The organism is Mesorhizobium sp. M0077 (assembly GCF_040322955.1).
In the GTDB taxonomy this organism is placed as follows: Bacteria; Pseudomonadota; Alphaproteobacteria; order Rhizobiales; family Rhizobiaceae; genus Mesorhizobium.
Window position 1 is genome coordinate 69,937 of the sequence record NZ_JAMYUL010000003.1, and the last position, 20,957, is coordinate 90,893.

Consider the following 20,957-nt stretch of genomic DNA (forward strand, 5'->3'; position numbering starts at 1 on the left):
ACCATACCACGGCTAGCGTTTACCTCTCAGTAAGGAATCGCCCGCCGTGACCTTTGCCGCTCCCCTCGAGGCCAAGTCCATTCGCTTTCGCGCCCGCTCCTTCGTCGCTTTCACGCTGACGCCAGAGGCGCCTTTGGATGTTTGGCTGGAGAGCCTCGATCGCTGGGTCGGCAATTCGCCGGGCTATTTTGCCGGGCGCCCGGTGGTGCTCGACCTGAACGTGCTGAAGCCCGATGTCGTGGCCATCGAAGCGCTGGTCGATCTGCTCGGCCAGCGCGGCATTCGCATCTACGCCATCGAGCTCGACGGCGGCACTGAGCTTGGCGCGCATCTGCCGCCGGTGCTGGTCGGCGCCAAGGAGGCGACCACCGACGGGCTGCTGCTGCAGCCGAGCCGCAAGGCGGGCAGGGCGGAGGACGCCACGCCGGCAGGCGATACGAAGGCGGCCGGTGACATCAAGGCAGAGGCCGGCGATTTGAAGGCGGGCGATTTGAAACCGGCGAGCGATGCCAGGGCACAGCCGAAAGACGCCAAAATTGCCGCACCCGACGCTGGCACGTTGATGATCCGCTCGCCGATCCGTTCGGGCCAGCTCATCTTCCATCCGCATGGCGATGTCATCGTGCTGGGCTCGGTCGCGTCCGGATCCGAGATCGTCGCCACCGGCTCGATCCATGTCTATGGCACGCTGCGCGGCCGCGCTTCGGCAGGCGATCAAGGGAACACGGCGGCGCGCGTCTTCTGCCGCAGGAACGAGGCCGAGCTTCTGTCCGTGGATGGCTGGTATTGCACGGCCGAGGAGATGGACCCGTCAGTCCGGGGCAAGCCTGTGCAGGCATTTCTCGACAACGGCATGCTGCGCATCGCCCCTTTCAGCTAATGCGTCTCGCCCGACAACGACATAACGAACAACAACGGAGGCTTTATTGATGGGCAAGGTAGTGGTGGTCACCTCGGGCAAGGGGGGCGTCGGCAAGACGACCTCTACCGCGGCTCTGGGGGCGGCGGTCGCCAAGACCGGCAAGAAGGTGGCGCTGGTCGATTTCGATGTCGGCCTGCGCAACCTCGATTTGATCATGGGCGCCGAACGGCGCGTGGTGTTCGACCTCGTCAACGTCATCCAGGGCTCGGCAAAGCTGTCGCAGGCGCTGATCCGCGACAAGCGGGTCGAGACTTTGTTCCTGCTGCCGGCCTCGCAGACGCGCGACAAGGATGCGCTGACCGAGGAGGGCGTGGCCGAGGTCATCGGCAAGCTGCGCTCGGTGTTCGACTATGTCTTCTGCGACAGCCCGGCCGGCATCGAGCGCGGCGCGCAACTCGCCATGCGCTTTGCCGACGAGGCGGTCATCGTCACCAATCCGGAAGTGTCGTCGGTGCGCGATTCCGACCGCATCATCGGCCTGCTCGATTCCCGCACCTTGCGGGCCGAGGAGGGCGAGCAGATCGCCAAGCATGTGCTGGTCACGCGCTACGATGCGGGACGCGCCGCGCGCGGTGAAATGCTGTCGATCGACGATGTGCTGGAGATACTGTCGGTGCCGCTGCTCGGCATCATTCCGGAAAGCCAGGATGTGCTGCGCGCCTCCAACCTCGGTTCGCCGGTGACGCTGTCGGAGCCGCTGAACGCCGCCGCCAAGGCTTACATCGACGCGGCCAAGCGGCTCGAGGGCGAACAGCTGCCGGTCATCGTGCCCTTCGAGCGCAAGGGCTTCCTCGATCGTCTTTTGGGAAGGAGGGCGGCATGAACCTGCTCGACATCTTCAAGCGGCGCACCAGCGCGCCGGTGGCGCGCGAACGGCTGCAAGTGCTTCTCGCCTATGAGCGCCGCAACCGCAGCCAGCCCGATCTCGTCTCCATCCTGCGCGAGGAGATCATGGCGGTGATCGCCAAGCATGTGCAGATCGACCAGGATTATCTCCAGGTCTCGATGGACCGCGGCGAGACCATGTCGACGCTGGAGATCGACATCCAGATCCCCAACAAGAGCGCAGTGCCGCTGGCCATGGCTGGGTGAGGGCACTTTACCCTCCCCCTTGTGGGGGCCCGAAGGACGGGCGAGACCCGTGGCTCGCCCCGGCAAGTCGATCCGCAAAGCGGATCGGGGTGGGGGTCTGCGCGGACCTCCGCCATCTTGGGTTCCTCTCCCAGACTTTCGTGAGGGAAGAGGAAATCCACATCCCCCACGGTCAGCGCTAGTACCCCCGCCCGGACCTACGGTCCGACCTCCCCACAAGGGGGAGGTAGGGGGCCAGCGCCTCTCCCCAAAAAACATTCAACCAACTAGTTGACTATCTAAAATCTCGCCTCTATATTCAACTACATGGTTGAATTAGAGACGCCCCAGATGGACCAGGTTTTTCACGCCCTTGGCGACGCCACGCGCCGGAACATGCTTAACCACCTCGCCGGCGGCGAGCGTACGGTGAGCGAGTTGGCGCAGCCCTTTGCCATGTCGCTGGCCGCAGCCTCCAAGCACATCAAGGCGCTGGAACATGCCGGGCTGATCCGGCGCGAAGTGCGCGGGCGCACCCATGTCTGCCGCCTCGAGGCCCGCCCGCTGGCCACCGCCTATCAGTGGCTCGGCCAATACGCGCGTTTCTGGAACAGCCGCCTCGATGTCCTCGAACAGCTTTTGCGCGAGGAGGCGGGGCGCAAAACGTCGACAACGCCGGCACCGGCAAATCCAGAACCATCGAAGCCGGAATCACCCAAGCCAGACACATCCAGGCCAACATCATCCGAGGGAGACGACCGATGAACCAGATGAACAGCTTCGACGGCTACGCCCAGCTGATCCAGCCGGCCACTTTGAGGATCGAACGGCTTTTGCCCGGATCCAGGGAGCGCGTCTGGGAATATCTGACGCAGAGCGATCTGCGCCGCCAATGGCTGGCGGCCGGCGACATGGAGATGGAGGAAGGCTCTTCCTTCGAGCTGGTCTGGCGCAACGACGAACTGACCGACCCGCCCGGCGACAGGCCGGCCAGCTTCAGTGGCGGCGAGCAGCGGATGCACAACCAGATCGTCGAGTGCGACCCGCCGCGCAAGCTCACGATCACCTGGAACGGCAGCGGCAATGTCACCTTCGAATTGGCGCAGCGCGGCGACGACGTCCTGCTCACCCTGGTCCACCGCCGCCTGCCAGACCGCTCGAGCCTGATGATGCATGCCGCAGGCTGGCACGTGCATCTCGACCTCCTGGTTGCCCGCGTGGCGGCCGAGAAGCCCGAACCGTTCTGGGACAGCTTTAGCCGTATCGTGGCGGAATACGACCGGCGCCTGCCGGCCTGACCTGACCTGACGCATCGCCCGGTCCAACCGGGCACCATCGATCCCTTGCGCCGGATGCCGGCGCAGGGGCCGGCGAAACACGCGCCTTCGCCAGACACCGCGGCGCGCCAGCGGAAATGAAACCAGGCAACGTGCTTGCATCCCGCAAGCCCGAAGGAGGAAGTCATGCGTAAATTGATCACCGGAATGAAGATCTCCATCGACGGCAAGATCGAAGGCCCCGAAGGCTTTGCCGACTGGGTCGACAACTGGTCGGAGGAATACGGCCTGATGCCTGAGATCGACGCCTGCCTGCTCGGCGGCGTGATGTATGCCGGTTATGAGCGCTACTGGAGCGCGATCCTTGAGAACGAGCCGGACCAGCCATTGCCGATGACCGGCAGACTGGTCGACCCGGCCGAACTCGAATGGGCGCGCTTTGCCGCCAAGACACCGCACTATGTGTTGTCGAACACCATGACTTCGGCCGCCTGGGCATCGACGCGCTTCCTGCGCAGCCTCGACGACATCGCGGCGCTGAAGCGCGAGCCCGGCAAGGACATCTACCTCATGGGCGGCGCCCGCATCACCGCCAGCCTGATCGAGGCGGGGCTAGTGGATGAAATGCGGCTCATTGTCTATCCGCTGCTCGCCGGCGACGGCAAGGCGCTGTTCGGCACGGTGCACGCCCGGCACGGACTGGAACTGCGCAAGGCCGAGGCGCTTTCGGATGGACGTGTGAGCCTGGTGTATGGGCTGGCGAGCTAGCCTCTTTTCCTCTCCCTCCGGAGGGGGAGAGGTGGCGCCGCGAAGCGGCGACGGAGTGGGGGAAGGCGCTCATGAAACCCACGGTCGCCGCCTCCGGAAAGCCGCCAAGGGGGGTGTTGTGTTGCCCGGGCGCCCCCCACTCCGTCGAGCTTCGCTCGACACCTCTCCCCCGATCGACGGAGGAGAGGAAATGCGTCGGCGTTCGCCTTCCACGTCTTGCCCCATCAACAGTCTGCCCGTGCCACACGACAGCCAGGCCTATTATCCATATCTCGGGCCAACGCTGCGGCGCACCGCGCGGAGGGATTGGAATTGACGTCGACGCAGATTGCCGCAGCTGAAGCGAAGGGCTTGCCGATCGGCGCGTTGCTTGGCGCCATGGTGTCGATCCAGATCGGCGCCACCTTCGCCAAGGGCCTGTTTCCACTGATCGGCGCCAATGGCACCACGGCGCTGCGGCTGGTCGTGGGGGCGCTGATGCTGGCGGCGGTGCTGAGGCCGTGGCGGGTGCGGCCGTCGCGCGCCGTGCTGCCCTGGCTCATCGCCTACGGCGTCAACCTCGCGGCGCTGAACCTGCTGTTTTATGCAGCGCTCGCCAGAATTCCGCTCGGCGTCGCGGTGGCGCTCGAATTCTGCGGCCCGCTGCTCGTGGCGACGCTGTCGTCGCGGCGCGCCACCGACTTCGTCTGGGTGGTGCTGGCCGTTGCCGGCATATTGCTGTTGTCGCCCTTCATCCACTCCGGCAGTGCACTCGACCCGATCGGCGTGATGCTGGCGCTGGCCGCCGGCGGCTGCTGGGCGCTCTACATCGTCTTTGCGCAAAAGGCGGGCGCCGAGCTTGGCAGCCAGACCACGGCTTACGGGCTGGTCATTGCCGCTGCTCTCGCCCTGCCGTTCGGCCTAGCCGAGGCGGGTACCGGCCTGATCGCACCCGCGATCCTGGTCAGCGCGCTGCTGGTCGGGCTGTTCTCCAGCGCCTTGCCGTTCTGGCTGGAGATGGTGGCGCTGACCCGGATGCCGGCCAGGCTCTACGGCACGCTGACCTGTCTGGAGCCGGCGCTGGGCGCGCTGGCCGGCTTCCTGTTCCTGCACGAGACCCTGAGCCCGCTGCAATGCGCGGGCGTCGCCGCCGTGGTCGTCGCCGCCTTCGGCGCCGCGCTGACCACGAAGCCGCCGGTGCCATCGCCGGAATAGGTGCCTGAAATGGGTATGTGACGCCGATGCCGTGGTCCGCCGGTCCCGTGTCCGGTTGCTCAAGCGCCTGCAGCATCGATATATGGATCGATGTATGTGCAGGAGATCCAGATGAGCAGGGCCGACAGCATTGCTTGAGCCGTCCGTGATCAAGGCAATACTCCTTGTCGGGTTCGCCGCTGTCGTTGCGGCTCTCGCCTGGCGGCTGGCGCGGTCTCGTCTCAGAGCCCGGCTTCGTGAAGATCCGGCCAACGACTACGCCGTGCGCCGGGACTGGTCGGGCAACCACGGCAAGCTCAATCATTCGTCCTTTGTCTATTTCGATGCCGATCGCGACGGCCGCTACGGGCTCGGCGACCGCCCGATGGCCGGCATCATGGTCAGACTGCATGATGGCGACGGCCGCTTCGTCGCCGCGGCGCGGAGCAACCGCGGCGGCTTTGCCAATTTCCTGGCGTCGGCGAAACGTCGGGCCGCGCCCATCCATGTGCCGGGCAGCTACCGCTTCACCGTGTCGGTTCCGCCCGGCTGGCGCTCCAGCAGCGCCAACGAGGTCCAGTCGCAGCACCTCCGGCCGCTGCCGGGCTCGCCCACCGGGCTGGCCTCGGAAGCAATGCTGCAGCCGGTCGGCCTGTTTGCGATACGCCGGCTCAGCGGCCGCGTAGCGGACGGTGCTTCGGCGAGCATCTCGGTGATGGCGAAAGGGCAAGAGGTGGCGGTGCATCCGCTAAGTGCTGGGGCTGGCTTCCGTCTCGATCTGCCCGATGACGCCGACGCGATCGAAGTCACCGGCGATGGCATGGAACGACGACTGGCCTTGTCCGCCTACCCGACCGAGCTCGGCCTGCTGTCGCCCGAGAACGCGGCTGTCGACAGCGCCGCGTCCTTGCAGGCCATCGGTTTCGACGATGTCACGACGCGCGGCCTACGCAAGGTGCCGTCCGGTTATGCCGGGTTGACCTGGTTCAACCTGAACGCACTGGCGCGCGATCATACCGAAGGCAGCGAAGGCTACGTCAACGGCAATATCTCGGGAGACCATGTCTGCTATACGAGCAGCGGACACCCGGCCGAATTCTCGAGCGACAAACCGTTCGGGTTCCATTCCGTGATGCTGACAGCGGCATGGTTGAAGTCCGAAGGCGAAACCGCACTGGTCGAGAGCTGGCTTGGCGACCGGCTGATCGCCAGCGACACGATCGTCCTGTCGGCACTGGCGCCCGTCCACTATGCGCCGATGCTGGCGGCGGTGACGCGCGTACGCCTCTCCACGAGCCACTATTGGCAGCTAGTGCTCGACGATCTGGTGGTTGTGCGCTGAACGGTCCCGCCGCCTGCGGGAGATCATGCTCCGGAAACGATCAAGCCGCCCGACTCTGCCAGGAGGATCTCGATCTACCGGGGAACGAGTTTAGCCCGGAATAGGAGCAGAAGCGCCGTTCGCGGTGATCTGCGAGAGCTTGCCCTTTTTTACCAGCACTGGCTTGGAATAGGTCTTCCTCATTTTCCACTCTCCACGTCGGGCACCCAAAGCCCTGTTCCCGGCCAGACGGCACGAGGCGTCGGATAATCGGCTGCTAGACGGCGACCGGCCCGGAGCCGTTACCATTGTCGGCTGTAACCTGCGAGAGCTTGCCCTACTTGACCAGCACCGGCTTCGAATAGGTCTTCTTCATGCCGCATCTCCAGTGTCAGGCGAGGCCGCCAGATCAGGCGACAGCCGACTCAACGACTTCACTCGATCGGGCCGGAACCCGCTCCATTGGCGAGCGCCGTAACCTGCGAAAGCTTGCCTTTTTTGACCAGAACAGGCTTCGAATAGGTTTTCTTCATAGTGAATCCTCCAAGCTTACGCGATAATGCCAGACGGATCGGCACTGTCAACCTTCGCGGCGCCGTCGTCCCGCCCCGGGTTTTCTTGGTCCCGATGCACTAACTGCAAGTCCACCTTCATCGACAAAGCGTTGTTCTTGGGCGTGCATGGCGTGGCCGGGTTGCGGTGCGAAAAATGTCCGAAACTGCGGCGGGTATGGCCTGGTTGGTCGGCCTGCTCAAACAGAGCGGCAATGCAGCGCGGACTGGCCCAGCCTAAACATTGGCCTTGCCGTCGCGCCGCACTCACAGTTCCTTCTCCGCCAGTTCGCGGAAGGCATCGGGAACCGAGCGCCGGGCTTCCAGCGCCACGGCGCCATAGCCGACAGCCTCTCTGCCAAAGCGCTGGCGGATCTTGTCGATGGCGCGGTCGGCGCCAAAGCGCGCCAGGCCTTGCCTGCTGCCGGGCCGCTGCTTTTCATCGGCAAGCCCGAGCGGCAGCTCCAACTGCAGCTCGGCACTTTCTTCCAGCTGCGACACCGAGATCGCCAGCAGCGAGATGGTCTTCTCCCGAGGGTTGGCGGCCAGCACGCCGCGCACCAGCTCCCCGGCGATTTCGGCCAGCATCGCGGTTGCCGAAATCGGCTGATCGAGCGTCAGCGAGCGTGTGACAGCGTGCAGATCGGCGAAACGCACGCGCACCGTCACCGTGCGCCCGGGCCGTGATTTCGCCCTGAGCCGGCTGGCGACCCGGTCTGCCAGATGCAGCAGGACGGGTCCGAAGATACGCGCCTCGGCCGGCCGTCTGCCAAGCGCCGACTGCGCGCCGGCGGAATGCGACGGCCTGTGGGTTTCGAGCTTTCGCGGGTCGCGGTTCCATGCCAGCGACGCCAGCTTTTCGCCGGCGGCGGGCCCGAGCAACCTTCGCAGCGCCCCGCTATGCGTTTTTGCCAACTGGCCGATGGTCTCGATGCCGATCTCGGCCAGCCGCGCTCTGGTCGCCGGGCCGACGCCCCACATCAGCCCGACCGGCAGATCATGCAGGAAGGCAAGTTCGGTGTCCGGATCGACCACCACCAGCCCGTCGGGCTTGGCCACCTGCGAGGCGATCTTGGCCAGATGCTTGGTGCGCGCCACGCCGATCGAGATCGGCAGGCCGAGCTCTGCCCGGACGCGCCGACGCACCGTGGCGGCGATCTCGGCCGGCGGCCCGAACAGATGCGTGCAGCCGGCGACGTCGGCAAAGGCTTCATCGATGGAAATCCGCTCGACCAGCGGCGTGAAATCGTCGAGCACCTTGATGGCGGCGTCGCCCAGCCGCTGATAGTCGGCGAAATGGCCGCCGACGAAAATCAGTCCGGGGCAAAGCTCGCGCGCACTTCGTCCGGGCATGCCGCCGCGCACGCCGAAAACCCTGGCTTCGTAGGAGGCGGCAAGCACGACGCCGCCGCCGACGGCGATCGGCTTGCCCCTGAGCGCCGGGTCGAGCAACTGCTCGACCGAGGCGTAGAAGGCGTCGAGATCCGCATGCAGGATGGTGGGCTCCATCCCGACCGTTCCCTTTGCGGCGTTGCAGCATTAGCCGCGTCTGTTGTGAGAGGCGTTTTTGCCGAACAAATAGAGAACAAACAGGGCCTATTGTCAAGCGAAGCGGTTGTCGCCGGCCGGCCGTTCCAGGTCGGGCTGTCGAGTGCTCCGCCTGGGCATCGGACCTGCGGAACATTGTCTCTCGCCTCGGCGTTCATATCCGCGACGGGACGCTGTTTTTGTGGAGGCCGGTATGGGCCAGTTCGAGATGATCGACCTCGTCAGCGTCATTGACGCCTGCACGAGCGATCGCGTTGCCGGGCACTGCGTGTCAATGGCCAGGGCGGTGGAGGAGTTGCGAGTGCTGACCGGTGATTTCGTATCGCCGGACGAGACGGTGGCCAACGCGCTGTCGGCAGTGGCGCTGGGGCGCGGCTGCGCGGTGGTGTTCGACGAGCGAGCGGGCGCCGACATCTTGCTGACGCCGTAGCGGGGCGGCGCCGGGTTGTGGCAGCCAGAAAAGTCGAACAGCGTGCAAAAAGCTGTGCAGGCATGGCCCATAAGCGCGGCGTGGAAAATTTCTGCGCGTGGGTGTATTCTCCAGGACGCAAGCGGTCGCAGACCGCATAGGGGGAGAAATGACATGCCGAGGATTTCGGAACTCTTTTTCAAAACTGCCATCTTGTTCCTGATGTTGGGGATTGCGGCCGGCCTGCAGATGGCGATCTCGGGCGACCACGCCGCTTTTCCCGCGCACGCGCATATCAATCTGCTCGGTTGGGTGACGAGCGCCATCTTCGGCGGCTACTACGCGCTCAATCCGCAAAAGGCGGCGCGTCGCATCGCCATGATCCACTACGGGCTCTACACTCTCGGCCTGGTGATCATGCTGCCGGCGCTGTATGTGATGCTGCAGGGAAACCCGGCGCTTGAACCGATCGTCGCCGGCGGCTCGCTCATTATCGCCGCTGCCGTTCTGGTTTTTGCTTTCGTGGTGTTTTCGCCCGAAACGGCGCGCTCGGTGTCCGGCGTGGTTCCGGCCTCTCGCTGACTGTTCGCGCGCGGCGATCAAAGTCCGACCCGCGTTCGCGACCCGCGACACGGGTTGGCCAGGCCGATGGCCGCAGCCGCTGGCTGCGGTGTCTATCGCCGCGTCGGCGCTTAACATACCCGAGTCCCACCACGTATTATTTCGTGACTATTTGGCGCCGGAACCTTCCCAGCTATCGCGCGTTGCGGCGACTGTATTCGCGCTGCCTTATATATAGACAGCCTTGAGTACGTCCACAGCATGGGTTGGGGGAGGAGCAGGCCACCATGTCGAACAGAGAAATCGGAACGTCGGCCTCACTGGGCCGACGCATCGCCGATCTGAAAGCCAGGATGCGAGACGCCAGCGTTACTGAACACGAGATGCAGACCTTCCAGAAGGTCGCAGCCATCATGGGAGGTGTCGAAGGCTCCCTACGCCTCGACGCTGACGACCTGATCGCGGCGTCCTTCGTCACCGAGGCGCTCGGCGATCCCGGGTCGAATTGAAGGTCAGAGCCCGTCGGCACTCAAGTGCCGGCGGTCGATGGCCCGGTTCGCAGCGCCGCGATGCCGGAGCGTGTCTGCACCGCCCGCGGCGGGGATTTCTTGCGCACTTTGAAGATTTCAGGCGAGCGGCCTCGACGGCGCTTGAAATATTGGGCTTCGCGTTCGTGCTTCTCGGCTGTCGAAGGTGCCGAGATTGTCGCCGTCCAGCCCTTGACCACAAGGGCTAAGCCAAACCGCCAAGGCGCCTTAAACGAAGGATCCGGCCAGCCGGATCCTTCGAAATATCGCGATGCTCCGGCATCGCCTTCAGCTCATCCTTGGTCCAACTGGTGACGGCGTGGACGTCCCGGGAAACCTCTCGGAAGTCCGCGGTCGCTGCCTTACACGTCGTCGAACGGGCCGCCGCGCCTCGCCAGATCGTGACCAATGGCGGCTTCCTCGGCGTCGTCGGGCAAGGCATCGTCACTGTCCTGGTAGGGGTTGTCGTCATCCTCCTCGGGCAATTCGCCTTCCTTCTCGACACCGGTGGTGTCCGGCAGGCTTTCCTCATCTGCTCCGTCGGGCAGGACCGTTGCGCCACGTAGCGCATCCCAATCCTGCCGGCGCGGCGTCGGCGCTTCCACCTCGTCATTGGCGATCCTGTCGCGGGCATCGTTTTTGCTCGGTGGCGCCTCGACCTCGTCATTGGGTTTTCTGTTTCGTTCTTCCATGATTGCCTCCTCCGGGCGGCTTTGCGTCGAGAAGGTGGAACTCACTTCCGGCTGTCAGGTTCCGGCAACCACTCCATCTCCGTGGAACCAATTGCCGCCAGTCTGCTTTGCCAAGGACTAGTCTGCTTTGCCAAGGAGATGAATCCAGAGGAGCTGGACCATGAAGACTTTCCCCCTCATCCCATGCGTGCTGCTCTTGGCGCTGGCCGACCCGGCGGCCGCGCAGGACAATAGCGACCAGCACGGCCCTGCCGCGCCTTGCCAGGCGCAGCCTCAGGACGATGGTCAGAAGCCGCCGGCCGCCAATGGCGGTGGCGAATCGTCCAGCACGCTCGGTCCCTGCGGCGGCGTGCTGCAGCCGCCGCCCAGTGGTGACCAGGGTATGACGCAGCCGCCGCCGGATCAGGGCAAGACGCCGGTGATCAAGCCTGGCGAGGTGCCTGCGCAGCCGCCGAAGCAATGACCTTTGCTTGAAACTTCACGGCGTGGCACGAAGGCGGTCGGTTCCGGTCTTGGCCGGGCACGACGCGGTCACCGGATCAATGCCGGCGCCGGCCGCGATCGCCACCGGAATTGGAGCCGTGCATCGTCCATGTCGAAGGTCTCCTGAGGGATTGTGCTTCAATGCGAATCTTGCGGGTGCGGGTTCTGCTGGCATGACCGGAAGCCGATCAATTTAGTCTCCGCTTGCGGAACAAGACCGTACCGGCTGCGTTTGCCTCCAGGAGCCCGCCACCTCGATCTGCGCTGTTTTCGCCTCATGCGGGAACACGGCGGAGCTCGCCAACAACGACAGGAGACGAAGATGAAAACCATCCTTATTCCCGCCGTCGCCGGGCTCGCCATGATCGCTGGTATCGGCATTGCCGCCGCCGACGAGGTCATCGTCACGCAGCCGGCACAGCAGCAGGTGATCATCACCCCGGAACAGCGCACGGTCGTGCACCAATACGTAAAGAAACATCCGCTTGCCTCGGTCAATCTGCTCGGCGTCGAATTGAATGTCGGCACTGCCTTGCCTGACACTGTCGAGCTGCAGGAGGTTCCCGACGTTCAGTACAGATACGCCGTCGTCGACAACCATACCGTGTTGGTCGACCCCAGCACGCGCAGGATTGTCGAGGTGGTCGAGTAACGCTCGACAACCTAACCATTCATCGGTGATACGGCCCTGTCGTTCTTCCCAAAAGGGCGGCAGGGCCGAATGACGAACATGATGAAAGGAGAATTGCCATGTTGCCGCATGTCGAGACCCCGAACTCCGCCAATGTTGCGGCGTGTTGCGACAATTTGCTGGCCGAGCGCAACACGGCGCTGTTATCGATGAAGGAAGCGATCGCGCTCCTGCGGGAGCGCACCGGCACCGATCGTTCGGATGCCGACCTCGCCGGGCTGATCGTCAAGAAAGCGGCGCTGCTCGGCGTTGCGGTGATTTCCGACCCGCGCTGAGATGTCTCGTCACTCAAGACGCCGGTCGAATTTTCGGCTAATGTTTTCGTGGAATCTGGACCAACCGACCGGACCCAACCACGGAGGCTTAAGTGACGGACGACAAACAGGACCGCATTCGCCAGCGCGCGCACGAGATCTGGGAAAAGGCCGGCCGGCCTGAAGGCGCGCATCAGGAACACTGGGAGCAGGCCACGGCTGAATTTGATGGCGCGGTCGCCAAGCCCAAAAAGGCGGCGAAGAAAGCTGACGCCAAGCCCGCCAAGGCAGCCGCCAAGCCAAAGGCGGCGAAGCCTGCCGCCGCAAAGTCCGGCAAAGCCAAATCGAAATAAGGCCAGAAATAAGGCCAGTCGAAATAAAGCAAGGCCGGAATTCGCTGGCCGGGGCCATCCTTGGCGCCCGCCGTTCAGGCGCGCCCGAGCCTCTCAACCTGACGAATTGCGCCTGCGACGGGCAGCGCAATTCCTTGTGTTTGGCGACAGGCGCCCTCATGCCTCCCAGGCATAACTCGACAGCGCAAAGCGAATGCCGGCAGCTGTCATGGCCAGTTCGCATTCGGTGATCTGGCGCAGGTGGCGCAGATAGCGCGTTACAGTCTGTGGCAGCCAGCCGGCGCAGGCCTCGACATAGGCGCGGCTGTGAACAAGGGTGCCGGTCGACAGCCTCTCGTCCTTCTCGGCAACGACTTTCAGATATTGGCGGATGAAGCGGATGTCGTCGGCGATGTCCTGGCTGGCCATTCGCCAAGCCCCGGCGAGGCGTTCGCACTGATCGAATGACAAGGGCAACAAAGGGGGCGGCAATAAAGGCGGCGGCAACAAAGGCGGCGGCAACGACGGGGGTGACAGCAAAGGCCGAGAGAGATCGGCGAAGGCAACATGGTTCGCTGTGCTCAAGGACATTCCTCTCTGCGAAAAGAGATATCGTACTTTATGTACGAATAAGCGTCAAGCCAATTTCGTACGGTTGGGACGATGGAAATGAATCTAGCAGCGGTCGCTTCAGCTAATCCCGCATCGTGAATCCTTCAGGAGTCGCACCAATTTCGCGGAGGGATTTCCCCAGGATGGTGTGACTGTTTTCCCTCGTGGCGGCGTCGAACAGGTTCAAGCCGCCCCGGATCGTCTCGCGCCAGTTTTCGCCCTTGTCCCACGCTTCCATGAAGGCGAAGGCAAGGTCGTCCTGGCGACGCGTGGCTTCGAGCGCTTGGGTCAGCAGGCGCGCTTGATGGAGATCCTTCTCCCGCTTGGCGCCAGCGCTCGGCCCGCGTCGCGAGGCGACGATCAGCTTGTGGATGGCGTAGCGCTGGGGCGAGGGGACCAGCACAGGCAAGCCCGAGCGATGCAGGAGCACAGTCCGGATGGGGTCGCGGATAAGGAAATCCAGAAACCGTAAGGGCTGCGCGGAGTCTCTGCCGTTTTCTTATAATTACGTTTATCAGCTTGAATTTCAACGCAGTTATAAGAAGTTCGTGGAAACGTTATAACGCAACGAACTGACGAGTCGTCTGTTAACGCCCGGGCGCCCGGCACGTCTGGCCCAAAACACTTTCCCGCAGTGCCTCAACAAACGGCTTCCCCAATGCCGCGAACGGTGCTTTAACCCGCCCATCCACAGGGGTGCTCCGTATCGTCGGGGCTGAGATGAGGGCGGCAAGCCTTCGGACCCTAAAGCTGATCTGGATAATACCAGCGGAGCGAGGCGGGCGATGTTTTCAGGCGCACAGATTTCCCTTTATCCCATGACCGACGATTTCGTCGGCGTCATCCTCGGCGCGCTCGGCGCGCTCGATCCCTGGCGCGACCGGCTGCGGATCGAAACCGATGACATCTCGACCCTTATGGTCGGGCCGCCCGAGGTGCTGTTTCCCGCCATGCGCGACCTGTTCGTCGCGGCGGCCAAAAGCGGCAAGCACTGCGTGCTTTCGGCGGCGGTCTCGCGCGGCTGTCCGGGCGAGCCCGACGATCCGATCTGCCGCTCCGACGAGACCGGCGGCCCCGCCATTCCGCTGGACGAGCGCAAGATCGCCGCGATCCGCGCTGTCCAGGCCACGCCGTCGACCGGCCAGCCGGTGGCGGCGCAGTTCTCGCTCTACGTTATGGGCACGGGCGACCATATGGACGAGATCTACGGCTGCATCGATTTCCTGAAACAGTCCGGCGTCTTTGAGCGCTCAAAGAACTTCTGCACCAAATTGCGTGGCGATGCCGGTGCGGTGTTTGCCACGCTCAACGAGGCCTTCTGCCGCTTCGGCCCCGGCGCCGGCCACGTCACCCTCGACATCACGATCTCGGCGAACAGCCCGAGCGCCGTCTGAGCCGCGGCTCAAGCGTCGTTCCTTGAGGATATTGCCGTGGCTGGTTTATCTGACCCATTGCGTGGAGGAGATGCCTCTGACCCCTCAGCACAGAGAGGAGGGGAGCCATTGGCGATTGGCGAAGACCGCGATGCCCACGAATCTCCCCCCCCGAGCAGGAGATGGCCGGCAGGCCAGAGGGGGTCCCAGCGCGTGGAGCGCCGACGTCCTTTTCGCATCGGCAAGGCGTGGGCGCTCTATGCGAGACGACCCCCTCTGTCGCCTTCGGCGACATCTCCCCCTCGAGGGGGGAGATTAGCCGCAGCCATCGCCAAGACCATCCCCGCCGCCTGCGCCTCCGCCCTGCTCCTCGCGGCCTGGGAGCTCTACGCCCGCTACGGCGGTGTCGCCCCCACCGTGCTGCCGGCGCCGTCGCGCGTGCTGCAGCAGGCCTGGGAGCATCGCGCCGCCCTGGCCGACAACACGCTGCCTACCATCCGCGCCACATCAGCCGGCTTCGCCTGCTCGTTGGTCGCTGCCTTCGTGCTTTCGGCGCTGGTCGATTTCTTGGCCCCGCTGCGCCGCGCGCTGTTTCCGCTGCTGATCGTCAGCCAGACCTTGCCGCTGGTCGCGATCGCGCCGCTCATCGTGCTGTGGTTCGGCTTTGGGCTGATGCCAAAAATCCTGCTTGTGGCGCTCGTCACCTTCTTCCCGATGATGGTCGCGCTGGTCGAAGGTTTTGCTGCGACCAGCAAGGAGATTTCGCAGATGCTCGCCGCCATGGGGGCAGGGCGCTGGCGTATCTTCTGGCAGGCGCGCCTGCCTTCGGCGCTGCCCTATTTCTTCGCCGGGCTGCGCATCTCCATCACCTACGCCGTCGTCGGCGCGATCTTCGCCGAATATGCGGGGGCGGCGAAGGGGCTGGGCATCTACATGCTCAATGCCAAGAACAACTTTCGGCCCGATCTGGTGCTCGCCGCGGTCGCCGTCAGCGCCGCGCTCACGCTTGTCTTGTTCGCCATTGCGGTGCTCGTCCAGCGCTTCGCCATGCCTTGGGAGAATGCAGGGAGCGAAAGCCGCGACGTCAGATCTTCGGGAGACAGCAGCCAATGACACGGCTTGAACTCCGCGACATCAGCAAAAGCTTCGGCGCGCTTGAGGTGCTCGACGGCATTTCGCTGCACGTCGCGGCCGGCGAGTTCGTCTCCATCCTCGGCCCTTCCGGCGCGGGCAAGTCGACGCTGTTCCAGTTGCTGACCGGCGCTCTGAAGGGCGAGGGCGACATGCGCTTCGACGGCGCGCCATTGCAGGGCAGCCCCTTCGCCTTCATGCCGCAGCGCGACGCGCTGATGCCGTGGCGACGCGTCATCGACAATGTGACGCTGGGGCTGGAAGTTCAGGGTCTTGGCCGCAAGGCGGCACGCGAGCAGGTCGCGCCGCTGTTTGCCGAGTTCGGCCTTGCCGGCTTTGAGCGCGCCTGGCCGGCGAAACTTTCCGGCGGCATGCGCCAGCGCGCGGCGCTTTTGCGCACCGTGGTGCAGCAGCGCGACATGCTGCTGCTCGACGAGCCCTTTGGCGCGCTGGATGCACTGACCCGCGCGGGTATGCAGCGCTGGCTGGAAGGCATGTGGCAGCGCCACCGCTGGACCGCGCTGCTGATCACCCATGACGTGCGCGAAGCCGTCTACCTCTCCGATCGAATCTATCTGATGTCGGCGCGGCCGGCCCGCATCATCGGCGAGATTGCCGTGCCGCTGCCGCGCCCGCGCACCACCGGCAGCGATGCCGCGCGCCAGGCCGCCGCGCTCGAAGCCGACATCCTCGACACGCTGCTCAATCCCGGGACTGACCGGCCCTCGTTCCCGCAGACCGCTCAAAGGAGTTTTTCATGACCGAATTCACACGCCGGCAGGCTTTGCTGCTGACGCTGGCTGCCGGACTGCCGCTGGCCTCTCGCGCTCATGCGGCTGCGCAAAAAATCACCGTCGCGCTCGACTGGACGGTCAACACCAACCATGTCGGCCTGTTCGTTGCCCGCGACAAAGGGTTCTACCACGAGGCCGGGCTCGATGTTGAGATCCTGCCCTATGGCGATACTGGCGCCGGCACGCTGGTCGCCAACCGCATCGCCGATTTCGGCATTGCCGGCGTCGGCCTGTTCACCCAGCGGGCTGCCGGCGCCGATCTCAAGGCGGTCTACGCCGTGGTCCAGCAGGAGACCGGCCGGTTGGTCTTCAACGCGGATCGCGGCGAGATCAAGAGTGCCAGGAATCTGGACGGTCTGACCTATGGCGGCTTCGGCAGCGCCTGGGAAAACACGCTGATCTCGACCATCATCCGCCACGATGGCGGCAAGGGCGTTTTCGAGACGGTGACATTAGGCACCTCGGCCTATGAGGCGCTGGCCAACGGCTCGGTCGACTTCACGCTGGAGGTCTCGACCTGGGAAGGCGTCGCTGCCGAGTTGAAAGGCGTCAGGCAGCGCGGCTTCCGCTACGCCGACTACGGCGTGCCCGACGAGCACACCACCTTGATCGCCTCCAACAATGCATATCTCCAGGCAAACCCGAAGGCCGCATCGGCCTTCGTCGAGGCAACGCGGCGCGGCTACCAATTTGCCTGCGATCACCCGCAGGAAGCCGGCGATCTGCTGATCGCTTCCAACAGGGATGCGCTGACCGACCCGGCGCTGATCCACGCTTCGCTGAAAATGCTGGTCGACGGACACTTCTTGCGCAGCCAGGACGGCGTCATCGGCACCATCGACAGGGCCAAGATCGAGGCGATCGGAACCTACCTCTTCAGGGCCGGCATATTGCTCGATGGCGATGGCAAGGTTCTGAAGGAGAAGCCGGATTTCGGGGGGTATTTTACGAACGAGTTTTTGGGCGCGTAATCTCCCCCCTCGAGGGGGAGATGTCGCCGAAGGCGACAGAGGGGGTCGGTACGTCCTGACGCGACTTCCTATCGCGGACAGAGGACGTCAGCGCCTTACGCGCGGCGACCCCCTCTGGCCTGCCGGCCATCTCCCCCTCGAGGGGGGAGATTGCGCCTCACCGCCTTCTCCCTCACATATCGATCATCGAGCGCTTCACCCGGCCGATGATGGTGATGGCGCCTTCGAGCGCCGGCGGCGGGATGTCCATGTAGGAGGCCGGCTGGAAGGGCGGGTTCTCGTTGGGGCGATAGCGCTTGTAGGTGGCCTGGCCGCTTTCGTCCGAAATGACATAGCAGCCATTGGTCACCAGCCGCTTGTCCCTGAGGTTGACGAAGATGATCGAATCCGGTGGCGAGATCTTGTTCATCGACGGGCCGTCGACGCGCAGCGCAATCCATTGGCCCTGCTCCAGATCGGTGGTGGGGATGGTCGGATAGTCGCTGAGATTGACCACCGTATCCTGGCTGCCGAGTTCGCCGGCGCTGATCCACGAGACGATGGGCACATCGACGGTGGCCAGCGACGGCATCGGGATCTGCCGGCCCGACTCGTCAAAGCCGAAATGGCCCCCCGCAAGGCTGCCGCCGTCACCGTTGAACAAGAGCCAGCCGGGATCGACGCCGAACAGGCGGCCGTATTTCTCCGCCGCCTTGCGCGACAGCGGCCGGTTACCGTTCTCGTGACTGATCAGCGTGTTCTTGTTGATGTCGCGCAATGCCCGCGCAGCGTCGCTCGGCGAGGCATAGCCCGCCTCCGCCCGCGCCTGCTGCAATCTGTGCCTCGGTTCCTGCATCGTACAAATTGCCTGAAATTTATCGTCCAATATGTACGATTTCGCTTGCGTACGTTTCGTACATATCGTACGCTTAGCGCATGATCGAACAAATCGCAAGCGTTTCCGCAGACATCCTCAGCTTTCTCCCATCGTCCGGGCTGTCCTCCTCCCCGGTCCGGACGCAAACCGGGGCTTCTGCCCCGGATCCGGTCGAACCGTCGTCCCCCCGATCGACCGGAACGGCCGGAGCCGCTCCTCTCCCGGCTCCGGCCACCTCTTCAGCCCATGGCGCCGCCGGTGCGCCAAGGGCTGTCTCCGGCGGGCAGGGTATTTCCTGCATCCGCACGGAAGATGGCACCGTCATCCTGTTCGACCGGCTGACGGGCAGGGCGGTTTCCGCCCTCACCAAAGCGGCCGCCGAAGCCGCCTTGCGGCATCTCGCCGGCTCGCTGCCGGCCGCCAGTATCGGCTGACCGCACCGACCATCCGCTCTGATTTTTTCCCGTGGGCCCCCGGGGCCGGCGCTCGGCCTTTGCGCGCGCAATCAATGGATACCGACATGACTGCCTATACCGACACCGAATTGCAGGAGATCGCCGTCTGGCTGAGGGATGGCCTGTCGGCCACAGGGATCGCCGTCCGCTTCACGGCGCTGCGCGGCAGCCCGGTCTCGCGCAATGCCATCATCGGCATCGTCCACCGCAACAGCGCGTTGAAGACCATCGGCTTCGCCAACCCTAGAGGCGGCAGGTCCGGCGGCCGACCGAGGAAGAATGCGACGGGGAAGACTGCAGCCAACGAGAACACGGCCGGGATTCTGCCGGTTCAGCCGAGCAAGCCGGTAAGGTGGCCTGCAGTTTCGAAGCAGGCCGCACCGGCCACACCGGTCGCCAGGCAAGCCAGACACACGCCGGCCAGGCCTTTGTTGCCAGCCCGTCCGGCGCGCTCCACCCCGGCCGAAGGACGGCTGGTGGTGGACGGCGAAATCTACCGCTTCAATGTGCCGGCGCCGCGCCCTGCCTCGCTCGGGCGTCAGCCGCATGTCGCCGCCATGCGCTTCATCGACTGCCTGTTCGACCGATGCCGCGCGCCGCTCGACCTGACGCTGGAGGAAGACCCCGACAACGATGCTCCCGGCAGTCGGCCGGGGCTCGAGATGCTGTGCTGCGGCCTGCGCACAAGGGCGCTGAAAAGCTACTGCGAATATCATCAGACGCGTTTCCACCGACCTGTGGCGGAGGTGGTGTGAGCGGCTGGGCTCCGTTCCTCGCCTCCGGACGACCCCACCAATGATCGAAAGCCGGCGGGACAGCGCCCCCCTCTGTCCTGCCGGACGTTCGTCGCTCGGGAAGCCAAGCAATTGGCTTTCCGTCCGCTTCGCGGACCACTCCTCAACCTCCACGCGGGGGGAGATTGGCAGCTCGCCCGCACTGCCTTCCAACGGCGGTGGTGATTGGCGAAAGCCGACGCGACATCCGATCTCCCCCCAAGTGGGGGAGATGCCCGGCAGGGCAGAGGGGGGCGCGAAGGATCTCAACCTTCCGGCTCAACAACCCAATCCCACAAGGATCCCCCGATGAGCAAAAAAACCGCGCAGAAAGCCAAACCGCCGAAATTGCCTGCGGGCGAAGCCGAGCAGGTGCGCATCCGCCGCGAGATCGGCCATGATTTCGCGCTGAAGGACGATCGCTTCGGCCGCAAGCGGCTGAGCGTCGGCACCGAAGAGGCGCGGCGCGTCTACGAGGTCTCCAATGACGGCTACACCGCGACCGGCGGCATCGTGCGGGTGCGCAATGTCGATCCGCTGGTCGGCATCACCTCGCTGACCCGCCAGCAGCGTGAGGCCGGCCAGCGGTTTCGCGACGATTTCGAGCGCGCCTCGCGTGACGGGCTGCGGCCGATGCCGTGGGAAGAGCGCATTGACGGCGGCCGCATCAATGGCGGCATCCCCGACCGCGTGCTCAACGCCGGCCGCGCCCACACCCATGCCATCGCCGCCATGGCCCACTGGGAAGTGGCGGAGGTGGTTCGCAAGATCTGCCTCGAAGGCCAGTCGGTGAAGGCGCTCGCCGAACGCACCGGCGAGGGACGAGATGTGGTGGTGAAGCTGTTGAAGGTCGGGCTCGACCTTTTGGCCGTGGATTACGGGATGATGCTGATGCGGAAGCCGCGATAAGGCCGGCAGCCGCGTAGTGAAGCGGCCGGCCGGCAGATGCCGGCCGAACCGGTTTCACCCTATCGGATCACCGTTCGCAAACGCGAATTTCCTCGACGATCCTGTGATGATGGCGCCAATGCTTGACCAACTCTATACGGCAATGGCGATGGTGCCTGTGATACCTGTGGTACCTGAAGCCGTTGTCGTAGGCATCATACTGGTAGTAGGGGCGAGGAGCGTAGCGATCGTAATAGTCGCCATAGCTGTCATTGTACTCATCGTCATAGTAGCCGTTGCCGATGCCGATCACGACGCGCCCGCCGGCATTCGCCGGGGCGATCATCGCCGCCGCCGCAGTGATAGCGATAGCCGAAGCAAGCAGGAGCTTTCTCATAGCTGCCTCCTATTCAAGGTTGCGCTAATATAACTCGCTGGGCACGACCTCGTTCCATAATTTTGCAAGATGCGAACGACCCCTGCGCCGTGCATTGCGAGGAAAGTCAGCGTCACCTCCTGTCAGC

29 protein-coding genes, 1 pseudogene and 1 riboswitch are annotated in these 20,957 nt (G+C 64.5%); of the genes and pseudogenes, 22 read left to right on the forward strand and 8 right to left on the reverse strand.

The genetic code is table 11. The features are described from left to right. Window positions 1-46 precede the first annotated feature (46 nt). The 8 genes from minC (at window position 47) to NKJ57_RS07550 (ending at window position 6,553) form a co-directional block, all read left to right on the forward strand. Window positions 47-880 (forward strand): septum site-determining protein MinC, encoded by an 834-nt coding sequence (minC, locus tag NKJ57_RS07515; protein WP_352510900.1) that lies wholly within the window; start codon window positions 47-49, stop codon window positions 878-880. Window positions 881-929: 49 nt separating this feature from the next. Then, window positions 930-1,745, forward strand: a complete 816-nt coding sequence (gene minD, locus NKJ57_RS07520) for a septum site-determining protein MinD (RefSeq protein ID WP_023670342.1) — start codon at window positions 930-932, stop codon at window positions 1,743-1,745. Further along, window positions 1,742-2,014, forward strand: coding sequence for a cell division topological specificity factor MinE (gene minE / locus NKJ57_RS07525; RefSeq protein ID WP_023684809.1), 273 nt, complete (start codon window positions 1,742-1,744; stop codon window positions 2,012-2,014). The genes minD and minE overlap by 4 nt, the downstream gene beginning before the upstream one ends. Before the next feature lie 306 nt (window positions 2,015-2,320). Beyond that, complete coding sequence (locus NKJ57_RS07530; protein ID WP_352510899.1) at window positions 2,321-2,758, forward strand: ArsR/SmtB family transcription factor; 438 nt, start codon at window positions 2,321-2,323, stop codon at window positions 2,756-2,758. Next, window positions 2,755-3,291 (forward strand): SRPBCC family protein, encoded by a 537-nt coding sequence (locus NKJ57_RS07535; protein WP_352510898.1) that lies wholly within the window; start codon window positions 2,755-2,757, stop codon window positions 3,289-3,291. Before NKJ57_RS07530 ends, NKJ57_RS07535 begins: the two co-directional genes overlap by 4 nt. A gap of 165 nt (window positions 3,292-3,456) precedes the next feature. Then, window positions 3,457-4,038 (forward strand): dihydrofolate reductase family protein, encoded by a 582-nt coding sequence (locus tag NKJ57_RS07540; RefSeq protein WP_023705176.1) that lies wholly within the window; start codon window positions 3,457-3,459, stop codon window positions 4,036-4,038. 312 nt (window positions 4,039-4,350) lie between these two features. Continuing rightward, on the forward strand, window positions 4,351-5,232 hold the full coding sequence (locus NKJ57_RS07545; RefSeq protein ID WP_023693874.1) for an EamA family transporter: 882 nt from the start codon (window positions 4,351-4,353) through the stop codon (window positions 5,230-5,232). A gap of 145 nt (window positions 5,233-5,377) precedes the next feature. Next, window positions 5,378-6,553, forward strand: a complete 1,176-nt coding sequence (locus NKJ57_RS07550) for a hypothetical protein (protein WP_023693873.1) — start codon at window positions 5,378-5,380, stop codon at window positions 6,551-6,553. Window positions 6,554-6,643: 90 nt separating this feature from the next. Here the strand turns inward: NKJ57_RS07550 and NKJ57_RS07555 are convergent, their stop codons facing one another. From NKJ57_RS07555 to dinB, 3 genes are all read right to left on the reverse strand, one after another. Then, on the reverse strand, window positions 6,644-6,736 hold the full coding sequence (locus NKJ57_RS07555) for a hypothetical protein (RefSeq protein WP_023689018.1): 93 nt from the start codon (window positions 6,734-6,736) through the stop codon (window positions 6,644-6,646). A gap of 230 nt (window positions 6,737-6,966) precedes the next feature. Next, window positions 6,967-7,065 (reverse strand): hypothetical protein, encoded by a 99-nt coding sequence (locus NKJ57_RS07560; protein WP_023670351.1) that lies wholly within the window; start codon window positions 7,063-7,065, stop codon window positions 6,967-6,969. Window positions 7,066-7,350: 285 nt separating this feature from the next. Further along, window positions 7,351-8,592, reverse strand: a complete 1,242-nt coding sequence (gene dinB, locus NKJ57_RS07565; RefSeq protein WP_023749883.1) for a DNA polymerase IV — start codon at window positions 8,590-8,592, stop codon at window positions 7,351-7,353. A 232-nt stretch (window positions 8,593-8,824) separates the two neighbouring features. Here dinB and NKJ57_RS07570 point away from each other — a divergent pair, with 232 nt between their 5' ends. The 3 genes from NKJ57_RS07570 to NKJ57_RS07580 all read left to right on the forward strand — a co-directional run bounded on the left by NKJ57_RS07570 (window position 8,825) and on the right by NKJ57_RS07580 (window position 10,110). Beyond that, the gene (locus tag NKJ57_RS07570) at window positions 8,825-9,061 is read left to right on the forward strand and encodes a hypothetical protein (protein WP_023670353.1); all 237 of its coding nucleotides are present in this window, start codon (window positions 8,825-8,827) and stop codon (window positions 9,059-9,061) included. A gap of 153 nt (window positions 9,062-9,214) precedes the next feature. Further along, window positions 9,215-9,622 carry a hypothetical protein gene (locus NKJ57_RS07575; protein ID WP_352510897.1) on the forward strand — a complete coding sequence of 136 codons (408 nt, stop codon included), beginning with the start codon at window positions 9,215-9,217 and terminating at the stop codon, window positions 9,620-9,622. 266 nt (window positions 9,623-9,888) lie between these two features. Next, window positions 9,889-10,110: a hypothetical protein gene (locus NKJ57_RS07580; protein WP_023670355.1), complete on the forward strand. Its 222-nt coding sequence runs from the start codon at window positions 9,889-9,891 to the stop codon at window positions 10,108-10,110. 380 nt (window positions 10,111-10,490) lie between these two features. Here the strand turns inward: NKJ57_RS07580 and NKJ57_RS07585 are convergent, their stop codons facing one another. Next, window positions 10,491-10,820 (reverse strand): hypothetical protein, encoded by a 330-nt coding sequence (locus NKJ57_RS07585; RefSeq protein WP_023705173.1) that lies wholly within the window; start codon window positions 10,818-10,820, stop codon window positions 10,491-10,493. 160 nt (window positions 10,821-10,980) lie between these two features. On the opposite strand from NKJ57_RS07585, the gene NKJ57_RS07590 reads away from it, so the two are divergent. The 4 genes from NKJ57_RS07590 to NKJ57_RS07605 all read left to right on the forward strand — a co-directional run bounded on the left by NKJ57_RS07590 (window position 10,981) and on the right by NKJ57_RS07605 (window position 12,601). Next, window positions 10,981-11,283 carry a hypothetical protein gene (locus NKJ57_RS07590; protein WP_352510896.1) on the forward strand — a complete coding sequence of 101 codons (303 nt, stop codon included), beginning with the start codon at window positions 10,981-10,983 and terminating at the stop codon, window positions 11,281-11,283. A gap of 342 nt (window positions 11,284-11,625) precedes the next feature. Continuing rightward, window positions 11,626-11,955 carry a DUF1236 domain-containing protein gene (locus NKJ57_RS07595; RefSeq protein ID WP_023670359.1) on the forward strand — a complete coding sequence of 110 codons (330 nt, stop codon included), beginning with the start codon at window positions 11,626-11,628 and terminating at the stop codon, window positions 11,953-11,955. A 98-nt stretch (window positions 11,956-12,053) separates the two neighbouring features. Beyond that, the gene (locus tag NKJ57_RS07600) at window positions 12,054-12,269 is read left to right on the forward strand and encodes a hypothetical protein (protein ID WP_352510895.1); all 216 of its coding nucleotides are present in this window, start codon (window positions 12,054-12,056) and stop codon (window positions 12,267-12,269) included. A 92-nt stretch (window positions 12,270-12,361) separates the two neighbouring features. Further along, window positions 12,362-12,601, forward strand: coding sequence for a DUF2934 domain-containing protein (locus NKJ57_RS07605; protein WP_023705172.1), 240 nt, complete (start codon window positions 12,362-12,364; stop codon window positions 12,599-12,601). 156 nt (window positions 12,602-12,757) lie between these two features. Here NKJ57_RS07605 and NKJ57_RS07610 read toward each other — a convergent pair whose 3' ends face one another. Together NKJ57_RS07610 and NKJ57_RS07615 are read right to left on the reverse strand one after the other, a co-directional pair. Beyond that, window positions 12,758-13,009 carry a hypothetical protein gene (locus NKJ57_RS07610; RefSeq protein ID WP_023684826.1) on the reverse strand — a complete coding sequence of 84 codons (252 nt, stop codon included), beginning with the start codon at window positions 13,007-13,009 and terminating at the stop codon, window positions 12,758-12,760. A gap of 265 nt (window positions 13,010-13,274) precedes the next feature. Next, window positions 13,275-13,664: pseudogene (locus NKJ57_RS07615) on the reverse strand (GSU2403 family nucleotidyltransferase fold protein); the annotation flags it as partial. 210 nt (window positions 13,665-13,874) lie between these two features. Beyond that, window positions 13,875-13,987, forward strand: a riboswitch (TPP riboswitch). On the opposite strand from NKJ57_RS07615, the gene NKJ57_RS07620 reads away from it, so the two are divergent. The 4 genes from NKJ57_RS07620 (at window position 13,978) to NKJ57_RS07635 (ending at window position 17,461) form a co-directional block, all read left to right on the forward strand. Then, complete coding sequence (locus tag NKJ57_RS07620; protein WP_023670364.1) at window positions 13,978-14,586, forward strand: YkoF family thiamine/hydroxymethylpyrimidine-binding protein; 609 nt, start codon at window positions 13,978-13,980, stop codon at window positions 14,584-14,586. Its footprint overlaps the riboswitch before it by 10 nt. A gap of 255 nt (window positions 14,587-14,841) precedes the next feature. Then, window positions 14,842-15,678: an ABC transporter permease gene (locus tag NKJ57_RS07625; RefSeq protein ID WP_352510935.1), complete on the forward strand. Its 837-nt coding sequence runs from the start codon at window positions 14,842-14,844 to the stop codon at window positions 15,676-15,678. After that, window positions 15,675-16,457, forward strand: coding sequence for an ABC transporter ATP-binding protein (locus tag NKJ57_RS07630; protein ID WP_023814874.1), 783 nt, complete (start codon window positions 15,675-15,677; stop codon window positions 16,455-16,457). Before NKJ57_RS07625 ends, NKJ57_RS07630 begins: the two co-directional genes overlap by 4 nt. Next, window positions 16,454-17,461: an ABC transporter substrate-binding protein gene (locus NKJ57_RS07635; protein WP_352510894.1), complete on the forward strand. Its 1,008-nt coding sequence runs from the start codon at window positions 16,454-16,456 to the stop codon at window positions 17,459-17,461. The genes NKJ57_RS07630 and NKJ57_RS07635 overlap by 4 nt, the downstream gene beginning before the upstream one ends. 172 nt (window positions 17,462-17,633) lie before the next feature. On the opposite strand, the gene NKJ57_RS07640 is transcribed toward NKJ57_RS07635, so the two are convergent. Next, window positions 17,634-18,296: a LexA family transcriptional regulator gene (locus tag NKJ57_RS07640; RefSeq protein WP_023727016.1), complete on the reverse strand. Its 663-nt coding sequence runs from the start codon at window positions 18,294-18,296 to the stop codon at window positions 17,634-17,636. 80 nt (window positions 18,297-18,376) lie between these two features. Here NKJ57_RS07640 and NKJ57_RS07645 point away from each other — a divergent pair, with 80 nt between their 5' ends. The 3 genes from NKJ57_RS07645 to NKJ57_RS07655 all read left to right on the forward strand — a co-directional run bounded on the left by NKJ57_RS07645 (window position 18,377) and on the right by NKJ57_RS07655 (window position 20,454). Next, window positions 18,377-18,751: a hypothetical protein gene (locus NKJ57_RS07645; RefSeq protein WP_023689007.1), complete on the forward strand. Its 375-nt coding sequence runs from the start codon at window positions 18,377-18,379 to the stop codon at window positions 18,749-18,751. 86 nt (window positions 18,752-18,837) lie between these two features. Beyond that, window positions 18,838-19,527: a GcrA cell cycle regulator gene (locus NKJ57_RS07650; RefSeq protein WP_352510893.1), complete on the forward strand. Its 690-nt coding sequence runs from the start codon at window positions 18,838-18,840 to the stop codon at window positions 19,525-19,527. Window positions 19,528-19,854: 327 nt separating this feature from the next. Beyond that, window positions 19,855-20,454, forward strand: coding sequence for a DUF6456 domain-containing protein (locus tag NKJ57_RS07655; protein ID WP_023705164.1), 600 nt, complete (start codon window positions 19,855-19,857; stop codon window positions 20,452-20,454). Window positions 20,455-20,521: 67 nt separating this feature from the next. Here the strand turns inward: NKJ57_RS07655 and NKJ57_RS07660 are convergent, their stop codons facing one another. Next, window positions 20,522-20,830 carry a hypothetical protein gene (locus NKJ57_RS07660; RefSeq protein ID WP_023708679.1) on the reverse strand — a complete coding sequence of 103 codons (309 nt, stop codon included), beginning with the start codon at window positions 20,828-20,830 and terminating at the stop codon, window positions 20,522-20,524. Window positions 20,831-20,957 lie beyond the last annotated feature (127 nt).